Origin of the sequence: Bacillus sp. FS02 (assembly GCF_024398395.1) — a bacterium.
Classification (GTDB): Bacteria; Bacillota; Bacilli; order Bacillales; family Bacillaceae; genus Bacillus; species Bacillus altitudinis.
This window is the reverse complement of record NZ_CP074101.1, coordinates 2,074,859-2,096,538: the sequence shown is the minus strand read 5'-3', so window position 1 is coordinate 2,096,538 and position 21,680 is coordinate 2,074,859. Positions and strand designations below refer to the sequence as shown.

Here is a 21,680-nt window from a genome sequence, read left to right as displayed (position 1 = left end):
CTGAAGAAAGAAGGGATTCAGCATGACACAAGTACAAACCATTGGTAAGAAAACAACAAAGCCGCCATTTCGCGCAGATCAAGTAGGGAGTTTACTTCGTTCTGAACGCATCAAAGAAGCACGTAAGCAAAAGGCAGACGGTACACTGACAGCAGAACAGCTCAGACAAATTGAAAACGAAGAAATCACTCGTATTGTAGAGAAGCAAAAAGAAATTGGATTAGAGGTTGTCACAGATGGAGAATTCAGACGTGCATGGTGGCATTTTGACTTTCTAGAAGGGCTTGATGGGGTCGAAGGATTTGAAGCAGACCAAGGCATTCAATTCCACAATACGACGACAAAAGCGAGAGGCATCAAAGTAACAGGTAAGATTGATTTTACTGATCATCCAATGCTAGAGGATTATCGCTTCCTTCACAGCATCGCGGGTGATCATACGGCTAAAATGACGATTCCAAGTCCGAATATGCTCTTTTTCCGTGGAAAGCTTGAAGAAGGTGTGTACGACAGCTTAGATGATTTTCACCATGACGTGGCACAAGCTTATAAAAAAGCCATCCGTGCTTTTTATGATGCAGGCTGCCGTTACTTACAGCTAGATGATACAGCTTGGGCTGTGTTCTTTTCTGAAAAAGGACATGAACAAATCAAAGCTTTTGGCCGCGAGGAAGATGAACTGCGTGAATCGTTTGCGAAAACAATCAATGAAGCGGTTGCCGATCGACCAGATGATTTAGTGATCACCATGCACATTTGCCGTGGTAACTTTAAATCAACTTGGGCAGCCGAAGGTGGTTATGAGGCAGCGGCAGAAACGATTTTTGCGGGTCTCGATTTGGATGGTCTCTTCTTAGAATTCGACGATGACCGTTCTGGCGGATTTGAACCCCTGCGTTATGTGAAAAATCCAAACCTTCAAATCGTACTAGGTCTTGTCACTTCAAAGTACGGAGAACTTGAACCCGTCGATCAGATCAAAAGACGAATCGAGGAAGCGGCTCAATATGTGGACATCAACCAAATCTGTTTGAGCCCACAATGCGGATTCGCCTCAACAGAGGAAGGCAACTTGTTAACAGAAGAGCAACAATGGGAAAAGCTGCGTCATGTGATTGAGATTGCGGATCAAGTGTGGAAATAGGCGGAAATCTGCAGAAAAAGCTTACCGTCATAATAAAGAACCGCTTTTTTGGCGGTTCTTTATTTTTTGTCATCTCTATCAACATTATATGAAGTTTAATCGTCATACTTCTATAGTAGAGTTAAGAAGATAATGAATATAAGTTATCTTCTTAAAAACCATCTTTTATACTCATAAGTTGTCTTACAACAAGTTGTGTAGATTGATATACATCTAAGTCATCTTTCTTTCTTGCCAGTATATCCCCTACTGAAATTCCCTTGAAATCGTTTGGTAAATTATTTATCATTGATTTTAATTTTTCTTCTACCTTTTTTCGTTCATTTTCATCCAAAAGGTCAATATTAACAAGTTCTCTCCATTCGTCTTTTTGAATCAATCGATTCCTTAATTCTATTAAAATTAGATCTAGCCAAGCTGGCTGACCGAAGGTAAAGTTTAATGCAATGGTTTCTTCAGAAGAACTAGTTGAATGCCAACAACCTCTTGGAAGAAATAAAAATGATCCCGTATCCAAAATCAATTCCCTTCCATTAGATAAATTTTCATCAGGAAAATCACCATTCCAATACGACTTTAATGGATCTGGCAAATGAGGAGCCTCAATTAATTCATAATGTTGAAGTGGATTCACTGTATTAAAATTTTCAGCCAACTTCCATTTCTTTTTCCCTTTAAGTTGAAAAATGAAATTGCAATACGCATCAAAATGTGCTGAAAATCCAGCTGATTCTTTAACAGCGTACAATACTGCTTTTGCCATTGTTCCCTCAGGCAAGCCTAAAAGATTATCCTATACCATTTAGAATTCAATTTAGTGGATATACAGCTCTCTAAAACCATAAACGCCTTCCTAGATTAAAATAACCGATGATTCTAGCCATCTTTTGTATTTTCTCCAATTTCTTTTTTACAAACTATCAATCTATTTGCAACATCAATCTACTCATCACTATTACTTTATAAACATAAAATTTGTCAAAAAATCATTGTTTAAATATTGAAAAAAATATAAATGACATGCTATTATCTCTTTTGTTAGGATATAAAATAGGAATTTAATACATATATAAGAGGAATGTTACATCAAAAAAATTATAAAACTCCATGTCTTGTTGAGATTCGTAATGTAGTTGTTGCTGGAGGACATTAATAACTAGTTTTTCATACCCTAACACTTTATGAAAGGAGTGTACAATCTTTGCTGACTCATGGTGAATGTTATTTATATAATGATTTTGTCAAAGAAAATCAACTATACATATATCCTTTGAAGATAATAAAATCTTAAATCATACCCTGACACAAACGAGCCAAAGCTACAATCTTGGTACCTTGTTATAGAAAAAAGAATGAAGGGAATCACAATGAAGAATAATACAATTTTCGTAAAAAATCCTGATAATGAACAAGAAAGTACTTAAAAGGTATCATTATCGAACCGGGCATGTCCCTAAATCAAGTCGCAGCTGATTTTTATGAACGAATTGACGGACAAAGAGAGTTTATTTCAATAGTAACGGAAATTGCTGAAGAATATGATACAGATGTTCAAACTTGTATCAAAGACCTCCAAGCATTGAGTAAACAATTAATTGAAAAGGAAGTTGTATATGTAAAATGAATAAACTGAATGATGATATTCTAGAAAACATCTATAAAAACATTTCAACTAAGAGAAGCAAAACAATCGTTAATTACATTGCAATGCTAATGGCACTAGCAAGAGATCATGAACTAAACGAGGATGATTTAATTAATTGGATTCACAGTAAATTAAGTGCAATAGGATATTTTCAAGAAAAAAACCGTTTATTTACTCAAAACAAATTAGATGAATTTGTCGTAGAGTTTATTGAAGGAAGAGCACTATTATATGATGATATCAACATAACTGAAACAAAACAAAACGAATATGTCATCAGTAGCAAATTGTGGTACAAAAAGAATCCACCTGAAAGTTTTTTTTATTTTGCTATTGACCCTGAAGATTTTTCGAACTACGCACAAAAACTTGCTCAAATAAACGCCGAAAAACTAGGTATCTCAATCAATTTTTCTAAGGATCAAGCGAATGACAACGAAATAGCTCATATCCAGCTTTCAAAAAAATGGTCTCTTTCAGAAGAATTGACAGTAACTCAGCCAAGTTCAAAAGACTTTTCTTGGTTAACATGTTTTTTCAATGAACATTGGGGTGGAACGACTATGGTGTCTAAAGGGACAACTTATAATGTTTTAAATGAAAACATTATGTTGGCTAAACGTGGAGATACTATAGTAGGAATATTAGTTTACAAAATATTCAAAGAAGAGGCGGAAATCCTGACTTTAGAGGCTCTAGAAAAGTACCATGGGTTGGCAGTAAATTGCTTTTTGAGTTAGAACAACATCTAAAAACACAAAATATACAATCTATTAATTTAATCACTAGTAATGATAACTTAAATGCCATTAGGTTTTATCAAAGAAAGGGATATTCTTTCAAAAACATCTATATCGGTGCAATTGATAAAGCAAGAATGCTTAAGCCGACAATTCCCTCTATAGGAAATTACGGAATAAATGTCAAAGATGAATTAGAATTTGAAAAAAGGTTGATACGATGACTATAAAAAGCAGATTGATTGTTATTGCGATTTCACTTTTAACTTAAACCAAGACGCAGCTCTCACGATTAATACATTACACATTCCAATACTAAAAGAAAACATAGATGTTTTAATGCCTTTACAAGAGGATAACTTATTATATATCACTATTAATAATAACATTGAATACCTTGTTGATTCACGCGATGATTATGAATGGTTTACTTTTTTAAGTAAAATCAATGGTATCAAATCCATAAAAGATATTTTATCTCAAAATAATCAAAATTTTAGAGATATAAAAGAAAGACTTGAAGAATCAGTATTACTTGATATTATCGAATTAAAATCACTTTTTGAAGATCAAAGCTCTTCTTCAAAAGCATAAATAAATATATTCGAAAGATCATATGATTTATTTGAACCACGCAAAAATTTAAAGTGTGGTTTATTTTTTGTGCAATTTTGTCTTTTTCATAAAACAAAAAGCATTATCATTCCAAAGTGACACCTAAAGAATGATAATGCCTCGATTCAAATTGTTTTCATCGTTTTATGACACCGTGTGTTCTCAAAGAAACCAAATATTTTCTCTATTTAGTCGTCTAAATGCTTTCCATTTGTCGCGATCACTTGTTTATACCAATCAAAGCTTTTCTTTTTCTTTCTATCTAATGTACCGTTGCCTTCATTGTCACGGTCGACATAAATGAAGCCGTAGCGTTTTTTCATTTCAGCTGTTGATGCACTGACAAGATCAATTGGGCCCCAGCTTGTATAGCCGATCAGATCAACGCCGTCTGCGATCGCTTCTCTTGCCTCAAGCAAATGACTTCTTAGGTAATCAATTCGGTAATCGTCTTGAATTGAGCCGTCTTCTTCTACTTGATCCACAGCACCCAATCCATTTTCTACGATAAACAATGGTTTTTGGTAGCGGTCATATAGTTGGTTTAGTGTTGTACGAAGTCCTTTTGGATCAATTTGCCAGCCCCAATCACTTGCTTCTAGATAAGGGTTTTTCACGCCTTCAAATAGGTTACCACCAGTAACTTGTCCAAGAACCTCTGGATCTGTACTTGTAACAAAACTCATATAATAGCTGAAGCCAATATAGTCGACTGTATGGTTTCTTAGAATGTCTTCGTCACCGTCTTGGAATTCAATATTGATGTTATTTTCCAGGAAATAACGTTTCATGTATCCAGGGTAATAGCCTCTTGACTGTACATCTGAGAAGAACAATGTTTTACGATCTTGATCAATCGCAGCAAACATATCTTCAGGTCTTGAGCTGTACGGATATGTGGTCATCGCTGCAATCATACAGCCTATTTTCGCATCTGGAATGATTTCGTGTCCTGCTTTAACAGCTAGAGCACTTGCAACAAACTGATGATGCGCTGCTTGATATTGAATGCTCTTCTCGTCTTCGCCTTCTTCAAATACAAGGCCACCCCCTGTGAAAGGAGCATGTAACACAACGTTGATTTCATTAAAAGTCATCCAATATTTCACTTTATCTTTAAAGCGAGTGAACAATGTTTTAGCGTATGTTTCATAAAGACCCACAAGCTTACGGTTTCTCCATCCGCCATAGTTTTTCACAAGTGCAAGTGGCATTTCATAGTGAGAGATCGTGACAACTGGCTCAATTCCATGCTTATGCAGTTCATCAAATACTTTTTCATAGAAAGCGAGGCCCGCTTCATTCGGTTCCGCATCGTCGCCATTTGGGAAAATACGTGGCCAAGAAATGGATAGTCTGAAGCACTTGAATCCCATTTCTGCAAACAGGGCAATATCTTCTTTATAGCGATGATAGAAGTCGATCGCATCATGATATAAGTTAAGGTCTTTCATTGATTCGTCAAATGGGTGCATAATACCGTGTGGTGATATATCGGCTGTCGACAAGCCTTTTCCATCTTTGTTATAAGCGCCTTCAATTTGGTTGGCGGCTACTGCGCCGCCCCATAAGAAACCTTTAGGAAATGTTTTTTCTAAATTCGTCATGTTGAATGCCCTCCTCATTTTCTTCTACACTGACTGTAAGCAATGTCTCTTTTACTGTAATCGCCCCATCTGTTTTCGCATCAACTTGTGCAAAATCATTTGTGTTGGTGACGATAATTGGCGTTGTTACATCATAGCCATCTTGCTGAATGCCCTTGATATCAAATTCAACTAGCAGATCTCCTGCTTGAACGAGATCACCTGACTGCACATGACTTGTGAAATGTTTACCGCCAAGTTTTACTGTATCAATCCCCACATGGATGAGAAGTTCTGTGCCTTGATCACTCTTTAAACCAATGGCATGTTTTGTTTGGAAAATGGTTTCAACTTTGCCGTTGAACGGTGCTACTACACGTCCAACTGTTGGGACAATGGCTGTTCCTTTACCCATGATTTCATTAGAGAATGTTGCATCATTTACTTGATTGAGCGGCTTTAGTTGACCTTCAAGCGGGCTTTGTACCACTTCATTTTGAAGCGCTACTGTGTCTTTCTTTTCTTCTGGTTTGTCTGCTTTTGTATCATCTTTCACTGGTACATCTTTGAATCCTAGAACAAGTGTCATGATGGTTGCTACAACAAAGCCGATCACTAATCCAATGATGGAGTAAACAAATGTCGGTCCAATGAACGTTGGGAGACCTGGGAGACCTGCTGATCCTGATATCACATATGACTTTACTTTGAAGATAGACATGAACACGCCGCCTGCTGCTGCACCAATGAGGGCTGCAAGGAACGGTTTTTTCAATCGCATGTTCACACCATACATAGCAGGTTCAGTAATACCCATTAATGCAGTGATACTTGTAGACATCGCCAATGATTTGAATGTTTTGTTTTTTGATCTTAAGAAGACACCGAATGCTGCGCCTGCTTGTGCCATATTCGCTACAAACATCATTGGAAGAATGAAGTCAAAACCGTTTAATGTAATGTTGTTGATCATGATTGGAAGTAGTGCATAGTGCATGCCCGTAATGATCAATGGTGACATAAAGCCACCGATTAAGAGTCCGGCCAAAATACCTGCATGTTTGAACAATAAATCAATTCCACCTGAAAGACCATTTCCGATAATCCCACCAAGCGGTCCAACCGCGATGAGCATAACTGGTACCACGACAAGAAGTGTAACTGTTGGAACAAGAATGATTTTTAGTGATTTCGGACTGTATTTTTCTGCGAATCTTTCCACATATGAGCCGAGCCAGATAGTGAGTAGAATTGGAATCACCGATGAAGAGTACACAACGGCAACCACTGGCAAGCCTAGAAATTCTGTATTTCCTGCACCTAGTAAAGCAGTGAGCTGCGGGTGCAGTGCGGCTGCTGCAATGGCAGCAGCGATATACTGATTTGTGCCAATTTTTTTGGCTACGCTTACAGCGAGCAGAATCGGTAAGAAGTAAAAGGCTCCGTCTCCGATAGCTGTTAAAATCGCATATGTGCTGCTTTTATCTGAGATCCATTGGAACGTCAGCATTAATGCCAAGATTCCTTTGATCATACCAGCTCCAGCGATGGCTGGAAGAATCGGTGTGAAGACACCAGAGATAAAATCGAAAAGTTTTGAAATCACATTTTGTTTTGATGATTCATCTGAATCGCCTGACTTTACATCTGTTGATAACCCAGAATCAGCAATCATTGCTTGATAGACGTTTGATACGTCGTTGCCAATAATGACATGGTATTGACCGCCGCTTTGATTCACGCCCATGACGCCGTCTGTTGATTGCAGCTTCTCTTTATCCGCTTTGCTTTCATCGTATAAGTTGAAGCGGAGCCTTGTCATACAGTGCGTGACATGCTTAACATTCTTTTCACCGCCGACAAGCTCTAGAACTTCTTTTGCTGTTTGTTTGTGGTTCATTGTGTTACCCTCCAATCGTTGATTTCATCTTGATATAGAAAAAACCTAAACATCCATTAATGCCCGAAAAATAGCGATTCAGACATTAATCGATATTTAGGTTTTGCCTGCTTAACCAGTAACAATCCTTCATAGCGATTGATCGTTATTCAATTTTATAAGCCTTTAGATACAAAAAAACCTAAATCATGCCTTATCAAAGATAGGGACAATGATTTAGGTTTTGCCTGCTTGACCAGTAACAATCCTAAAAGATTGTGGGTTATTGAGTTTATAGTTATAAATTAGCATGTTAATTTTGATATGTCAACGCTTTCTTTTTGATTTATTTTCTTTTTATGACTCGATCGATGTGCAAAGTTAAGTATAACATCTCATCTTCTATGAGACTTCGGTTGTATTCTTTTTGAACATAGTCATTAATTTTCTCCGCACATTGAAAAGCGGCTGTATTTTTTTCCTTTACCACTTCATACAGAAACTCATTTTGATTTTCCATTTGTGTTTCGTTAAACAGACGCTGTCCAAAAAACTTCAAATGCGTGACAAAACGGAAATAATTTAATGATTCTTCGTCCAAATCAATTTGGAAATGATACTTTACGATGTTCAAAATATCTTGAATCAGTTTTGTAATTTGAATGACATTCGGCATTTCCTCATTCAGTTCTGCATTGACAATATGCATCGCAATAAAGCCTGCTTCATCCTCGGGAAGATGGATGTTGAGCTTGTCCTGTATGATCCGAATCGCTTCTACACCACACATGAATTCCTCTTTGTACAGCCGTTTGATTTCCCAAAGCAAGGCATTTTTTATGTCCATTCCTTTTTGATGACGTTCAATAGCAAAGGTAATATGATCCGTTAATGTGACATAGATGCTGTCATTTAAATTTTTGTTAAGGGTCGTTCTCGCGTAATCGATAATTGCCTCACACACTTGCATATACTCGATCGGAATATCATAAAGCAGGGTTTTGAATTTTTCTGATATATCTTTATTTTGAATGGAAAATACTTTTTCAATACGTTCTTCGTCAATCGGGTCTCCGCTTTTCTTTTGAAACGCAATCCCTCTACCCATAATGACCAGCTCATGCTGCTCGTCATCATACGCACTGACCACATTATTGTTGATTACTTTCGAAATGATCAATTGATCCCCCCCAGTACATTCCGCTTTTTCGAGCATTTCATTGTTGATTGATATGTCATTTTATTATTATTTTCAAAAAAGAGGACTTTAAGATGATTTTACATTTTTTTTTGATACGGTCAACTAGAAAGAATGACATATTACCTCTCAGAAATGACGATTTAGGGGCAAAAAGGCTAAAAATAGACAAAAAACACTCTTCAAAAAGAGTGTTTTTTACAAAATTAGGAGCAATCCCAGTTATAGACGACATTTTCGAAATGTTTTCGTTTGAGGTCTTCTGGTTTGATAAAAAAGTTAGCAATGCCGCAATCTCCCCATAACATGTCCACTTCATCATCTGAGTCAATTTGCAATAATAGCACACTATGTTCTTGGTCTACATAGGTACGCGGGTCTTCTTGTGTAAAACCTGGGTATCCGCCAACTTTATGGCCAAAACCACTTGCTGTCTCATAAAATTCATCTAGCAATTGATCTGCTTCATCACCATCAATACCAACAGCATCTTCGAATAGATCCCAGCTTCGCTTTCCTGTGACTTTTTCAAAGCGGAAATCTTCTACACTGATCGTTTCGCTTGATAATTCACCTGTAATCGCGCCTTCCTTCGTAACTGGAAAATAAAAATCGTCAGGAATTTTCACGAATGAAAAATCAGTCAATAAGTCTTCTTCAGCTAAGAAAGGTTCCTCAATAAATTTGATCCGAAAATCTTTTTGCTCTGTTTTATGGTCAATATTCATCCCATAAAGATCATCATGTACAGAAATAAACACTTGCAAAAGTCCTGTTTCTGGGTAATCTTTCAGCTTTGGCAGCTGGCCGAAATTGATTTGTGCCAGCAGCTTCATAGGATGGCCTTCTCCATCAACGGGATATTCGTCGTTTTTTGGGAAATAAGGATCACCTGATATTTTGCTGTCATATGGTCCTGTTTTTCCTTGTTTTATCTGTAATTGAATCAGTGGTTTTTCAGTTTGATCTAACAATGGACGGTAAGGCGCAAGTACTTCTTGCAGCTTTGCTGATTGTGTCAAGATGGGCTTCCTCCTTATGTATAGGTCTAATGATCAAAACAGGTCTCTCTTTTTCTATCATACAGAAGTGTAACTTCCCTGTCAGTGAAAAACCGGTCAATATCATGACAAAAAACTCACTTCAACACGTTAAAAAACCTCCGATACGGCTGGAGGTTTTGTGATTCGTTTATTTATTTCACTTGATAATTCACTAAGTCTGTTGCCAATGTTTTCATCGTTTCGTTCGTTTCGTGCAACCCCTCAATAATTTTTGTGAAAGTGCCAACGAGTTCTGCTTGATGTTCAGATGAAGCCACGATTTGTGCTATTTCTTCTTCCATTCCTTTGATAGAGCCTTGCACATCTTTTAGCGCTGTTTCAATATCAGTCGTTGCTTGCTTCGCGTGAGTAGACAGCTTTCTCACTTCCGTAGCAACCACCCCAAAGCCTGCACCTGCTTCACCGACTCTTGCAGCCTCAATGGATGCATTGAGTCCAAGTAAGTTCGTTTGATCAGAGATACCTTTGATGAGATTAGACACTTGGTTGATTTTAGAGGAATTTTCGACAGTGGTTTTTGTATTTTGTAGAATTTGTTCACTTGTCGCTTGTAGTTCCTCTGAATGTGCAGCCACTTGCTGTACCATCGCGACTAGTTTTTCGGAAGCATCGTTACTTTCCGTCATAATGTGTTCTAATCGTTGTTGATTCGTTTGGTCATATGCTACACAGAAGGCAGCGATTACTTGACCATTGTCATCTTTAATCGGGACGGCGACGATGTCCATAGGAATTCCGTACACCTCTTTAGGAATCTGGATAAATGATGGCTCTCTCCCATTTTTCAACATCGAAAAGTTTTGGAACCCGGGAGCTACAACGTCGCCTGCTTTAAACCCTAAGTCAATGTTCCCGTGCTGCTGATAATAAAGAACCTTCTCTTTCCCTAATACAGAAAAGGTTAGCTGCTCTCTCATAGCTAGTCCAACGATTGGTAAAGCGTCTATTATGTTATCAATTCTCTGTGACATTCGCTCACGTTCATCCTCTCTTTTTCTCAGTACACTCTCTTTATCGGTTCTTTATATGATCTATTACAGCCTGCAATGTGTACTAATATCAACCAAATGACCTAAGACATATAAAACAGCCACATTCCATCAAGAGAATGTGGCTGTTTTTAAAAGAAGAAGATGCATATCAACACACTAATGACGATGAAAAAAAGATACATGCAGTCGATCCATGAAGTGCTGATGACATGATAATACGTTCTCTCCCTCGTCCCTGTGAAGCCTCTTGCTTCCATCGCAATGGCTAGTCGTTCAGATTTCCGTACGCCTTGCGTGAAAAGAGGGAGTGCATAACGTATAAACGCTTTCCAACTGTTTTTTTGCTTGTAACCTCTAATTTTATGTGCAGCCTTCATTTGCTTCAATTCACTTTGAAACAACGGGATAAACCGGAAGCCTGCCAGCATCCCATATGCCCATTTGGGTGACATTCGGCATTGATGGATTAAGCTCATCATAAAGGCCGTCAAATCAGTTGTTGATGTAAAAAGGAGACCAAATGTCACAAACCCAAGCATTCTAAAAGAAATGGTCAGCCCATTTCTTAAACTCTCCTCTGTGATATGAAACCATGCCCACTTCCAAACTGTATGATCTCCCTTGCCAAAGGCTGCTATCATCCAAAACACGAGAATGAAAAAGAGCAGATAAGGTACAAGTCTGGTGATGAGGTATTTCAAATTCCAGCCGCCTAGGACAAGTCCAATTCCAAGTGCAAACAGCCAGATGATGAACGTCGTTTTAGGATCAGAAATCGCCATCAGACAGCACATCGCAAGGAGATGGGCGAGTAATTTCATGACTGGATTTACAGTGGATAGAAAGGAGTGATTACTTTGCAATCGTCATCACTTCCTTTCTTTCAGCCATATAGCGATAATGTAACGGCACTCTCAGCTCACAGGAAGTGACAAGTTCCTGATGAGAAAATAAATCAAAAGGCGTACCATCATAAACATGCTCCCCTTGATGAAAAACAAGCACCTGATCAGCGCACTCATCAACGAGTTCCATATCGTGTGTGACCATAATAATAGTGGTGCCTTGTCGTTGACGTTCTTTTAAACGCCGGATTAACTCCCTCGCCGTTTTCTCATCCTGCCCGAAGGTCGGCTCATCTAAAATGAGTACATCCTGATCAAAAAGAAGCATCGTGGCAACACTTAATCTTCTTTTTTGTCCTAAGCTTAAGGTGAAAGGATGCGCGTCTCTATGCTTCTCTAGACCGAACTCCGCCAATAGCTGATTCGTTTTTTCTTGCACCACAGACTCTGACCAATTTCGCTGTCTCCCACCAAATGCGATTTCATCAAACACTGTGTCCTGTATAAATTGAAGTTCTGGATTTTGAAATACAAAGCCGGCTTTTTCATATAATGTTCGGTCAGACCACTTTTTCAGGTGTTTTCCTTTTAAAAAAATGTGACCTTTTTTTATTGGTTCTAAACGGATGACATGTTTAAGAAACGTACTTTTTCCGCTGCCATTTTCACCAATGATCGCAACCCAATCTCCTGCTTTTATATCAACGTGCAGGTCATCTATAATGCTTTTTTTCCCGTAGCTTAATTGTAGATGATCTGTGCGAATAATGACCTCTCGATTTGTTGATGACAATTTCTCATGACGTTCTTTTCTCGCCTCAAAGGTTTGCAAGAGTGTTTGACTCAGTGGATGAAACGGATCTTGTACGATAGTGGACCATTTCTCGGGAAATATTTTCGGACGCCAAATGCCGGCTTCTTTCATTTCTCCCTCAAATGTGTTCATCACGTCTTTTGGCGTTCCATCTGCTATGATACGGCCTTGATGATCTAACAAGATCACCCGATCCATCCACTCGATGACACCGTCTAACACATGCTCCACAAAAATCATCGTCTGATTCTGTTCAGCCGAAAGCTGCTGAAGCAATTGAAATATCTCCATTCTTCCTGCTGGGTCAAGCTGTGCAGTCGGTTCATCAAAGAACAGGACATCTGGCTCTAATGCTAGTAAACAAGCAAGCGCCAACCGCTGCTTCATTCCGCCAGATAAGGTATGAATATCTGTATTTGGGTCGACATCTAGCTGTACTTTTTTCATGAGATGCTGAATCATATCATCCATTTGTTCACGAGGGACAGATCGATTCTCTAAGCTAAACGCAATTTCTTCATTGACTCGGTGCATACAAAACTGCGAATCTGGGTCTTGAAACATGACACCAGTATGCCTTTGCCGCATCACTTCTCCCTGTACTTCAGCTTCCATATGCTCTGGAATAATGCCAGCAAGCACAGAAATCAGCGTAGATTTCCCGCTTCCACTTGGTCCTAAAATCAGCACCTTTTCCCCCTTTTGAATAGAAAGAGATACTTGATGAAGAACGGGATTCGCCTGTTCATAAAAACGGACAGTGAGATTACTGCACGCGAGAAATGAATCCATGCTGGTCACCCTTACTTCGTTTTTCTTTCATGATGGCATATTGATTCAGCACACCTGTTTTAGATAAAGCATCCACCACAACCTTTGCCAAGCAACCACCGAGTAACATGCCGCTAATGACTTGAGTGACAAGGGTCATGAGTAACACTTGAGGCGTGTAATAGCCGAATCCATTGGCAATGAGGCTATATGCCATTGCCCCTACTGCTGCAAAGGCACCAGACAACATGAGTGTCCACATGCGATATCGCTTATAGCCAAATAGAACGAAGGCGATTTCTGCTCCAAGTCCTTGGCACACACCAATCAAAAGCGCAGAAAGACCGAAGTGGCTGCCTGTCAGTAATTCCACGGCGGCGGCAGCTGTTTCTGCGATGAGGGCAGCGCCAGGCTTTTGGATAATGTAAGCAACGATTGGACTGGCAATGACCCAAATTCCGAACATGATGTTGCCTCCTGCTGGACCGACAAGGGCTGTAATCGGTAAATAAAGCGTCGACCACCCTAAATAGATAACTCCGCATGCCACTGATAAAATGACAGCAAGAACGACTTCTTTCATCTTCCATGTCATAAAGAATGCACCTCCATTTGGACAGGCCACTCTTCGACAGTAAAGGCCATGTCCCAGAATTTATACTCAAGCTGACAGCTTAAGATGAAGTGCTGTTTCATTTTCTCCTTTTCCTTCTCACTTGCTTCTTCCGCCCACTGATCAAGCCGTTTGCAAAGCTCCACTGTAACAGAGTCCGTTAACCCGCCATAAAACGTGATCCACTCATAGAATGGATGGGCAGGATCGGGCTCTACATCTCTGAGCATTCGTTTGCCTATTTCCCAATAGGTCCAAGGGCAAGGGAGCAAAACCGCAATGATTTCTCCTAGCGTCCCTTCCTCGGCGACTTGCAGCATGTGATGAATATAGTGATGAGCACTTGGCGCCAAAGATGCACCTTGCAGTTCATCATAAGCGACACCTGCCACCCGGCAAAGGTTTTGATGAGGATGTGTCTCACTATCAAGGACAAAAGCCATTTGTTGATGGAAAAAGGTAATGTCCTCTCTGTCTGTACATCTGCTGATGGCTGCCGCATAAATTTTAATAAAGGCATTTAAATATTCTGCATCCTGTTTGACATAATGAATGATCTGTTCCTTTTCAAGTTCTCCTGCTGCGAGTCCTCTCACAAACGGATGCTGATAAATCGCTTCAAATAATGGTTCTGCTTCTTGCCTTAATTGGGTTGAAAATGTCATAAAAAAAGCCTCCTCTTTTTCAGTTGAATAAATGAAAAAGCCACCCCAAATGGAGCGGCCTTCTTATCGATTCAATCATGAATAAGACAAGGTCCAGCTCCACTTCCCTCCGCTAGTACAAACTAGATCAGGTTCAAAGGGTCCAAGATTTCCTCTTGTCTCAGTCATACATGACTCCCCTAGTGGACTTTTGTCATTTAATTATCTTTACTCTACACATGTGGCGATTTGATGTCAACCGCCGATCTTAATTCAATGTATTGATCGTTGGCAGCTTCTCAATCCCTGCTGCATAGTAGAAATTAAGGACACTGAAAAAATCAATTGGCTTTCCTGTCTTTAAATCAACAGCCAAAATATGATCGCCGTAATTTGTCAGGTCATCAATGTCTAAACGCCTTGGCGTTGTCTTTCCGAGAGTATCAACAAAGCTGCTATGGTAGTACTGCCCACTAGCAAACGATGATTCATGATACATAAATAATGTCTCCACATCTAAGTAGACAAGAATGGCCTCAGAGGAACTCGCGTATGGAGCAGAGTACGATACTGGTGCCGAAATACTTTTCACTTTTACACTGTCAACAGAATGCGTTCTCTGTTGATATTTTCCATCATATGAGAAATAAAATACACGCTCCCATTTATAATCGGCGGTCTTAGATTGTTTGTTATACACTTTTGTACCATTTGCGAAAACATCCCCATTGGCATACGAAGCAACAAAGTATTGCAATGTTGATGACAGGGATTCAGCACCTGTGAAATTTGGTGGGTTTTTTGCATTCACCTGTAATGTATATGAGTCTCCAAAGTCTCCACCGCTAGTAATACCAAACGCATAATCACCCGCTGGTAAATTGCTTAACGCAAGCAGACTGCCTGCTGGTTGAATCAGATCCGTTGGATAAGCTTGTCCTTCTTCATAATCAATAACAAATAACTGAACGAAATAATCAGCATTTGGAGAGGTAATCCGGCTGATGAGCGCCTGAGGGGACGATGTACTTAAGAACCATAAATCAACTGGATCTTCCTCGTTTAAAACTGCAGATTGATTAATGGCTAGTCCATCAATAGAGCGAACGGCAGACGTGCGCATCTTTCCATCTGCAGCCGCTTTTCGTTTAATACTTATTCCCTTTTTCTTATCTACTTTAAATGATTTTTTTACTTCCTTCTGTTGAACCGCAGTCCCTTTATCCTGCTTTTCAAACGACTCTTGCACTTGCTGAATGGCTTTTTCAGTCAGTGGCGATACTTTTTCACTTGATTTTGGTGCATCTTCTGCTTTGATTGCTGGTGAAAATAAACCTGTTGTGACCAATAAAATAGACAGTAAGGCGGCGGTGATTTTGAAATAAAATGCTCTCACAGGAACATCCCCTTTTCCCTAATTTGGGTTTTTTACCCTGTGATTATTTTACCATTTTTCTAATGCTTGTTTTGGACTTTTTTAGGAAATTTTCATAACAAAAAACCAGCCGTATGAGTCACGACTGGTTTATTTGATGATTTATGCAATGGTTTTGACAAATAAGCGTGCTGTTTCTGCACTTGATCCTGGATTTTGTCCAGTAATAATTTGTCCGTCTACAACAGCGAATGGCGCAAATGCATCGCCTTTTTCAAATGCTGCCCCTTGCTCGCGAAGTTTTGTTTCCAATAAAAATGGAACTTTAGATGTCAGCTGAACAGCATCCTCTTCCTCATTTGTGAATCCTGTTATTTTCTTGCCGTCGATAAATGATTTTCCATCACGATCCTTCACATCAACAAAGGCAGAAACGCCATGGCAAACTGCCCCAACGGCTCCATTTTTGTCTGAAATCGCTAAGATCGCATCGGCAACCAATTGATTGGACGCAAAGTCGATCATTGGGCCATGTCCTCCAGCAAAGAAAATGCCATCATACTCAGCTGGGTTTACATCTGTCAGTGCCTTTGTGTCTTGAAGTAATTCATACACATCTTGATATTGTGCTGGAACTCCTTCAGGAATTGAATTTTTATCGATCGGTACTGTTCCACCTTTTATTGAAACGATTTGCACGTTGAGTCCATTTTCTTTAAAGATATGAAATGGCTCGGCCAATTCTTCTAGCCATAAGCCTGTTGGGTGTCCGTTCATTTCTGAGCTGCTTGTTGATACTAATAAGACGTTTTTGCTCAACTTTATCATCCTTTCTATTTATCATGTGGCTATTTTATATTTTGCACAATTAAATATCAAGCAATCAGACTTGGATACAACTCTTTATGTTATACCCGATTTTTTAAAAAATATAGCCTCACTTCAAATCTAATCATTCTGTCACATTCTATTGACAGGGAATTTCATGTAAAATTGTGATGAAATGATATAATATGAGAAACAATTGACAGACCTCTTGCGCTAGAGGGAATTTAAAAGGAGTGGAAAAAGAGATGAAAACCTATTCGATTGTGATGATTATCATCACGCTCTGTATCATATTGGCTGTCTTTTTAATGAATCTTACGGGCGTCATGTATGGAAAAATCATATTGGCTGTCGCTGTTGCCCTTTGTCTTACGTCCATTATTCGTTTGATGGGAATGCGTAAAAGATAAAAGCCGCCCTCTAGGGCGGCTTTACCGTGTAGACAAACCCTCGCATTCGGTGTCAGTCCTGTGCTTCAGTGCTTACCAATGTCAAATTCGCTCGATGCTCGTCCTTCCTAAACTGCAAAGGTTTTCTATCACGCTGATAGGATTATATAGCCAGGATAAGTGCAATTAATGCAAGAAAAGCTGGTAACCCTTGTTTGATGATAATCGATTTATTAGACGTCACACCGCCAAATACTGCTGCGATGAACACACAAAGAACGAAAAATAGCTGAATCATATATCCTACGGTATTCGAACCAAGAATGAGCCCCCAAATGAGTCCAGCAGCTAGAAAGCCATTGTATAGCCCTTGATTAGCAAACATCACTTTCACATTTGGATCCTTTTGTAAGTGTTCAGGCAGATTGAAAGATCTTTTCGCCATTTTTGATTCCATAAAAAACATTTCTAGTAACATGATGACAATGTGCTCTAAAGCGACAATTCCTACTAAAATCATTGCTAAAATATTCAATTTAGTGAATTCCTTTCTGATAGACGGTCTCGTATTTGTATTTTGTCCGTGTATAAATCAAAGTCTTGGATTAGCTCTAACGCCTCATGAAAACGACTTTGTGGAATGTCTTTCATTTTTCTTACACCAAATTCCTTTTTAATAAAAGCCATGATGGTATTAATATGAAGCTTACCGTGGCCATCATACTCTAAATGGCTGCAAAAAGTCTGCATCGTCCCTCGAATCACCTTTAATTGCTTGGCAGTGACACAACTCATTGGTAACGCTCATCCTTTCTTGGTTTTTTAACAACTAAAAAGAACATTGAATGAAAGAAAAACCTTCCAATCTCTATTATATAATGGTTTCATTCGGATATCAAAATAAAAAAGAACAAACATTCGATCAAAGACGAGTCATACGCTAAAAATCCATGTCTTAACGTATCAAAAAGCCGGATTCATGGATAGAATCCGGCTTTTTGTTTAGTTGCTTTTAGAAATTAATACCTTTCCAACAGAACGGTCCTTACTTTGTCCGACGACTTTAAAGGATAGGCCGTATGTTGGCACATCACGTCCTGCATCCGGGTTATTTGGATTCACATAGTTCTTTTTATCACTAAATGTACGCGTTGGGCGGATATAGCGATCCTCTAAGGTTAAGCCTGTTGTTTCAGTATAATCAATATTCAGCTTCGTGCTTGGATTCAAAGAGAATGCTGCATCATGTACTTGGAAACCTGTCGCTGCAATAGAGCCGTCACTCCATTTCAACACTTGTTGATCTGCATCTACGACTCCAAGGAAGCCGTTCCCTGGATGTTTTCCAACCCAGTTATCACTGTACGATTGATCGACGTACCACACGACCAAACCGTTATTATAGCTCATCAGACTTGCTCCTCGTTTGATATGCTTTAAGCCTTTATCGACATCAGCATAAGAGCGCCATTCTAGTAAATAATACTGAGCGGCATATTGTTTTCCATTAGATTGAGAGAATCCATTAAAAGTGAACGTGGACGTTCCCTCGGCATCATCTGACCACACTTTTGCTCCATCTGCTGTAATCTTTAGATCATCTACAAATAAACCTGGCAGTGAATATCCTGCATCGGTTGTATAGCGGAATTGCAGATCGATCTTCTTCCCTGCATAAGCAGAAAGGTCAAAGGATGCATCTACCCAGCCATCTGATTTTCCATCGATGCCATTGCCTTCATTCGCTCCTGCCTCATTTCGATCATTCGTAATATTACCAGCAATGGTTGTCCATTTGTCTGTCCCAGTTTCACGAACTTCTACATACGCATAGTCATAATCTTCTTCGATATCGTACCATGCTTTAAACGTAAGCTCGGCTTTGCTTCCCTTCGACAAATCAATCCCTGATGTCGTCATGGTAGCATTCAAATTGTCACCTGTTCCGCTGAAGTATGAATATTGCCCTTGTGCAGGCTGAGTGACCACAATCTCTTTATCTGGCAAATCGACTCGAACCGCATCATGGTTGGTTCCTTTTGTTGCTGCTTCATCGATTAACACTGTTTTGCTTTTTGTTAATGTCTTACCATCAATGGTTTTTCCAGAAAGCCAGTTGCCGCCATGCAAGTTTTGAAGCATTTCTTTTGCATATGGACTAAAACCTGTTGGTTCCGTACCAGGTACTTTACCTGCCCAGCTTCCGCTTGACATGATAGACCAATAAGAAACGGGCTCTCCTCTGCCTGTGTATTGTGTATCGTATTCATCAGGCAGACCAAGATCATGTCCAAATTCATGTGTGAACACGCCTGCTGCGCCATCTTCAGGCTCAATCGTATAATCTAGAGCGCCTAACTTTCCGCCTTGACCCACTTCTGATTCAGTGTTTGGAATCTCAAATACATCACCAAGTGACCAGCGATGTGACCAAATCGCGTCAGAGCCAAGCTGTCCGCCGCCAGCTTCTTCACCTACGCCAGCGTGTACAACCATGAGGTGGTCAATGATACCGTCCGGCTCATTATAAACACCGTCCCCATCCATATCATAGCGGTCCCATTGATCATATTCACCAAGGTCAATGTTTGGATCCTTTGCCGCTGCTTCGAGGGCTTCTTTCACCAATTCGCGCGGTCTGCCGTCACTGCCTGATTCGTCTGGTACGTTCCCGCCATAATATGCTGCTTCATGCTTGGCTGTATACCATCCAGCTACTGTTCCACTAATCGTGTAGCTTCCACCGGACTGCTTTTCATAATACTGCTTCATAGATACTTTTCTTTTACCATCTGGACCGATGTAGCCATTTTTTCCGAAAAGCATATCTTGGTAATGCTGCTGATCGTACTTGTCATAGTACATATCAGTCTCTTCTTTTTTAATACTATTATGCTTATAATCTTTAAAATCTACTAATAATACCAAAACTTTATCATTACGGACGTCGCCTTTATATTTTTCCTTTTTCACCGGCTTTACTTGATTGCCTTCTTTTCCTTTATGCTTCTTTAACTTTTTCTTTTTGGCTAGTTTATTATGTACATTTTGTTTGTATTCTTTTAGGAATTCAGGTTCTTCTGTTAAGGTACTTGCGCTTTGTTTCATCGCTGCTTCTTCTTTTTTCTTTAAGTAGTTCTTTAATGCTTTTTGGGTTTCTGCCTCATTGGCATTCTTTTTGATCTTTCCTTGTTTTTTCAAGGCTTTGATGAGGCGGTCTTCATTGACAACACTTGCGTCGAATGGAATACCTGAATAATGACCACCATCTGAGGATGTTGACTTTTCTGAGGTGTGGGCAGATAGAGGGGTGCTGAAAGCTGTCAATGTGCCTAAACTGAGGACAGCTGTTAGTGCGATGCTCGTCCATTTCCCTTTTTTCATATTGGTTCCTCCCTAATTTGGTAATAAATAATATCTAATTCTAGCATATTCCAATATACTTAAGTCGAAAAACATTTTATTTTCAGAAACTTTGTGGAAAATGCACAATACGAGATTGAAATAGGTGGAACGAATTGTCGAAAATAAAAGAACCCTAGGCTATAAATGCCTAGGGTGTTTGTTGTTTTTCTATGAAAGCTGCTCTCCTTGATATGCAACAACATCAAGTGGAGCGGCTAAAAATTCTTTTGCCTTTGCGACGAAAGCTTGGAAATGTGCACTTGCATTATGGCTTTGAACCGCTGCTTCATCTTTCCACACTTCTACCATTAAAAAGGTGTTTTCTTTCTCTGTATCCTTGAAAAGCTTGTAGGACACATTGCCTGCTTCTTCCTGTGAAGCTTTCATTAAACCGTTGATTTCTTCTAGAAATACGTTTTCTTTCTCTGGATGAATGGTCATCCCTGCATGAATAATAATCATATGATCGTCTCCCTTTTTTTAAAAATTATTTCCACTCTGTGATGCGATCGATCGGTAAACGGTAAGAAGCATAACCTTCGTCAGCCGCTTTCCCAATGGATAGAAGCATAACTGGTACATAGCGCTCTTTATCCCAGCCGAATGTTTCAGCGATGACTTCTTTGTCATATCCGCCAATTGGGTTTGTATCATAGCCATGCGCACGAGCAGCAAGCATCAGTTGCATTGACACAAGTCCACCGTCAATTAAGATCGTTTCACGATTCACTTGCTCTGGAAGAGCTTCAAAATGTGCAGTTAATGCAGCAATTTGTCTTTCTTTTACTTCCTGCGGCATGTAGCCATTTTCTACTGCTTTTGAATAAATTTCTTCTAAGTATTCATTGTTTTTCATATCTGCAAACACAGCGATGACAGCTGATGATGTAGCTACTTGTGTTTGGTTGAATTTTGCGAGTGGTGCAAGCTTTTCTTTTCCTTCTGGGCTGTCAATGACCATGAAGCGCCAAGGCTGTGCATTCACTGATGATGGTGCTGTTGTTGCCTCTTCTAAAATCTCCGTCATTTCTTCTTTGCTAATTTTCACTGCTGGATCATAGTTACGAATGGAGCGGCGCCCTTTCATAATATCCATAAAATCGTTTGTTTTTAATGTTGTAGCCATGTGTAAC

23 protein-coding genes and 1 riboswitch are annotated in these 21,680 nt (G+C 39.4%); of the genes, 6 read left to right on the top strand and 17 right to left on the bottom strand.

Annotation, left to right across the window (positions count from 1 at the left end; translation table 11 throughout):
* Positions 1-22 precede the first annotated feature (22 nt).
* Entirely contained in the window at positions 23-1,144 is a 1,122-nt protein-coding gene (locus KFQ09_RS10605; protein WP_025208229.1) for a 5-methyltetrahydropteroyltriglutamate--homocysteine S-methyltransferase, read from the top strand.
* 151 nt (positions 1,145-1,295) lie between these two features.
* Here KFQ09_RS10605 and KFQ09_RS10600 read toward each other — a convergent pair whose 3' ends face one another.
* A complete protein-coding gene (locus tag KFQ09_RS10600; RefSeq protein WP_234805330.1) occupies positions 1,296-1,907 on the bottom strand; it encodes a JmjC domain-containing protein in 612 nt (203 codons plus the stop codon).
* A 684-nt stretch (positions 1,908-2,591) separates the two neighbouring features.
* Between KFQ09_RS10600 and KFQ09_RS10595 the strand changes: the two genes are divergently transcribed.
* The 4 genes from KFQ09_RS10595 to KFQ09_RS10585 all read left to right on the top strand — a co-directional run bounded on the left by KFQ09_RS10595 (position 2,592) and on the right by KFQ09_RS10585 (position 4,123).
* Positions 2,592-2,768, top strand: a complete 177-nt coding sequence (locus tag KFQ09_RS10595; protein WP_017358652.1) for a PqqD family protein — start codon at positions 2,592-2,594, stop codon at positions 2,766-2,768.
* Complete coding sequence (locus KFQ09_RS10590; RefSeq protein WP_255835660.1) at positions 2,765-3,529, top strand: GNAT family N-acetyltransferase; 765 nt, start codon at positions 2,765-2,767, stop codon at positions 3,527-3,529. Before KFQ09_RS10595 ends, KFQ09_RS10590 begins: the two co-directional genes overlap by 4 nt.
* Positions 3,514-3,753: an N-acetyltransferase gene (locus KFQ09_RS19540; RefSeq protein ID WP_370648302.1), complete on the top strand. Its 240-nt coding sequence runs from the start codon at positions 3,514-3,516 to the stop codon at positions 3,751-3,753. The genes KFQ09_RS10590 and KFQ09_RS19540 overlap by 16 nt, the downstream gene beginning before the upstream one ends.
* Before the next feature lie 115 nt (positions 3,754-3,868).
* A complete protein-coding gene (locus KFQ09_RS10585) occupies positions 3,869-4,123 on the top strand; it encodes a hypothetical protein (RefSeq protein ID WP_025208230.1) in 255 nt (84 codons plus the stop codon).
* A 209-nt stretch (positions 4,124-4,332) separates the two neighbouring features.
* On the opposite strand, the gene KFQ09_RS10580 is transcribed toward KFQ09_RS10585, so the two are convergent.
* From KFQ09_RS10580 to KFQ09_RS10530, 11 genes are all read right to left on the bottom strand, one after another.
* Complete coding sequence (locus KFQ09_RS10580) at positions 4,333-5,751, bottom strand: aryl-phospho-beta-d-glucosidase (protein WP_065461367.1); 1,419 nt, start codon at positions 5,749-5,751, stop codon at positions 4,333-4,335.
* On the bottom strand, positions 5,723-7,630 hold the full coding sequence (locus KFQ09_RS10575) for a beta-glucoside-specific PTS transporter subunit IIABC (RefSeq protein ID WP_035389969.1): 1,908 nt from the start codon (positions 7,628-7,630) through the stop codon (positions 5,723-5,725). Before KFQ09_RS10575 ends, KFQ09_RS10580 begins: the two co-directional genes overlap by 29 nt.
* Before the next feature lie 325 nt (positions 7,631-7,955).
* Positions 7,956-8,789 (bottom strand): BglG family transcription antiterminator LicT, encoded by an 834-nt coding sequence (licT, locus tag KFQ09_RS10570; RefSeq protein ID WP_017358647.1) that lies wholly within the window; start codon positions 8,787-8,789, stop codon positions 7,956-7,958.
* 224 nt (positions 8,790-9,013) lie between these two features.
* Positions 9,014-9,829 (bottom strand): YwqG family protein, encoded by an 816-nt coding sequence (locus KFQ09_RS10565; protein ID WP_008345690.1) that lies wholly within the window; start codon positions 9,827-9,829, stop codon positions 9,014-9,016.
* Positions 9,830-10,002: 173 nt separating this feature from the next.
* Entirely contained in the window at positions 10,003-10,842 is an 840-nt protein-coding gene (locus tag KFQ09_RS10560) for a methyl-accepting chemotaxis protein (RefSeq protein WP_008345693.1), read from the bottom strand.
* Positions 10,843-10,991: 149 nt separating this feature from the next.
* Entirely contained in the window at positions 10,992-11,726 is a 735-nt protein-coding gene (locus KFQ09_RS10555) for an energy-coupling factor transporter transmembrane component T family protein (protein ID WP_024719222.1), read from the bottom strand.
* Positions 11,716-13,314, bottom strand: coding sequence for an ABC transporter ATP-binding protein (locus tag KFQ09_RS10550; protein WP_035702597.1), 1,599 nt, complete (start codon positions 13,312-13,314; stop codon positions 11,716-11,718). Before KFQ09_RS10550 ends, KFQ09_RS10555 begins: the two co-directional genes overlap by 11 nt.
* The gene (locus tag KFQ09_RS10545; protein WP_035702599.1) at positions 13,289-13,888 is read right to left on the bottom strand and encodes an ECF transporter S component; all 600 of its coding nucleotides are present in this window, start codon (positions 13,886-13,888) and stop codon (positions 13,289-13,291) included. Before KFQ09_RS10545 ends, KFQ09_RS10550 begins: the two co-directional genes overlap by 26 nt.
* Positions 13,885-14,571, bottom strand: coding sequence for a thiaminase II (gene tenA / locus KFQ09_RS10540; RefSeq protein ID WP_255835659.1), 687 nt, complete (start codon positions 14,569-14,571; stop codon positions 13,885-13,887). The genes KFQ09_RS10545 and tenA overlap by 4 nt, the downstream gene beginning before the upstream one ends.
* A gap of 87 nt (positions 14,572-14,658) precedes the next feature.
* A riboswitch (TPP riboswitch) is annotated at positions 14,659-14,762 on the bottom strand.
* Between the two features lie 56 nt (positions 14,763-14,818).
* A complete protein-coding gene (locus KFQ09_RS10535) occupies positions 14,819-15,946 on the bottom strand; it encodes a hypothetical protein (RefSeq protein ID WP_060832769.1) in 1,128 nt (375 codons plus the stop codon).
* A 141-nt stretch (positions 15,947-16,087) separates the two neighbouring features.
* Complete coding sequence (locus KFQ09_RS10530) at positions 16,088-16,744, bottom strand: type 1 glutamine amidotransferase domain-containing protein (protein WP_017358640.1); 657 nt, start codon at positions 16,742-16,744, stop codon at positions 16,088-16,090.
* Between the two features lie 254 nt (positions 16,745-16,998).
* Between KFQ09_RS10530 and KFQ09_RS10525 the strand changes: the two genes are divergently transcribed.
* Positions 16,999-17,163, top strand: coding sequence for a hypothetical protein (locus tag KFQ09_RS10525; RefSeq protein ID WP_008345707.1), 165 nt, complete (start codon positions 16,999-17,001; stop codon positions 17,161-17,163).
* A gap of 142 nt (positions 17,164-17,305) precedes the next feature.
* Here the strand turns inward: KFQ09_RS10525 and KFQ09_RS10520 are convergent, their stop codons facing one another.
* From KFQ09_RS10520 to KFQ09_RS10500, 5 genes are all read right to left on the bottom strand, one after another.
* Positions 17,306-17,677 (bottom strand): DUF1304 domain-containing protein, encoded by a 372-nt coding sequence (locus tag KFQ09_RS10520; RefSeq protein ID WP_007498006.1) that lies wholly within the window; start codon positions 17,675-17,677, stop codon positions 17,306-17,308.
* Positions 17,674-17,937 (bottom strand): ORF6C domain-containing protein, encoded by a 264-nt coding sequence (locus KFQ09_RS10515; RefSeq protein ID WP_008345710.1) that lies wholly within the window; start codon positions 17,935-17,937, stop codon positions 17,674-17,676. Before KFQ09_RS10515 ends, KFQ09_RS10520 begins: the two co-directional genes overlap by 4 nt.
* Before the next feature lie 207 nt (positions 17,938-18,144).
* Positions 18,145-20,526: an immune inhibitor A domain-containing protein gene (locus tag KFQ09_RS10510; RefSeq protein ID WP_052320557.1), complete on the bottom strand. Its 2,382-nt coding sequence runs from the start codon at positions 20,524-20,526 to the stop codon at positions 18,145-18,147.
* A 189-nt stretch (positions 20,527-20,715) separates the two neighbouring features.
* Entirely contained in the window at positions 20,716-21,009 is a 294-nt protein-coding gene (locus KFQ09_RS10505; RefSeq protein ID WP_008345714.1) for a putative quinol monooxygenase, read from the bottom strand.
* A gap of 25 nt (positions 21,010-21,034) precedes the next feature.
* Entirely contained in the window at positions 21,035-21,673 is a 639-nt protein-coding gene (locus KFQ09_RS10500) for a nitroreductase family protein (protein WP_017368360.1), read from the bottom strand.
* Between the last annotated feature and the right edge of the window lie 7 nt (positions 21,674-21,680).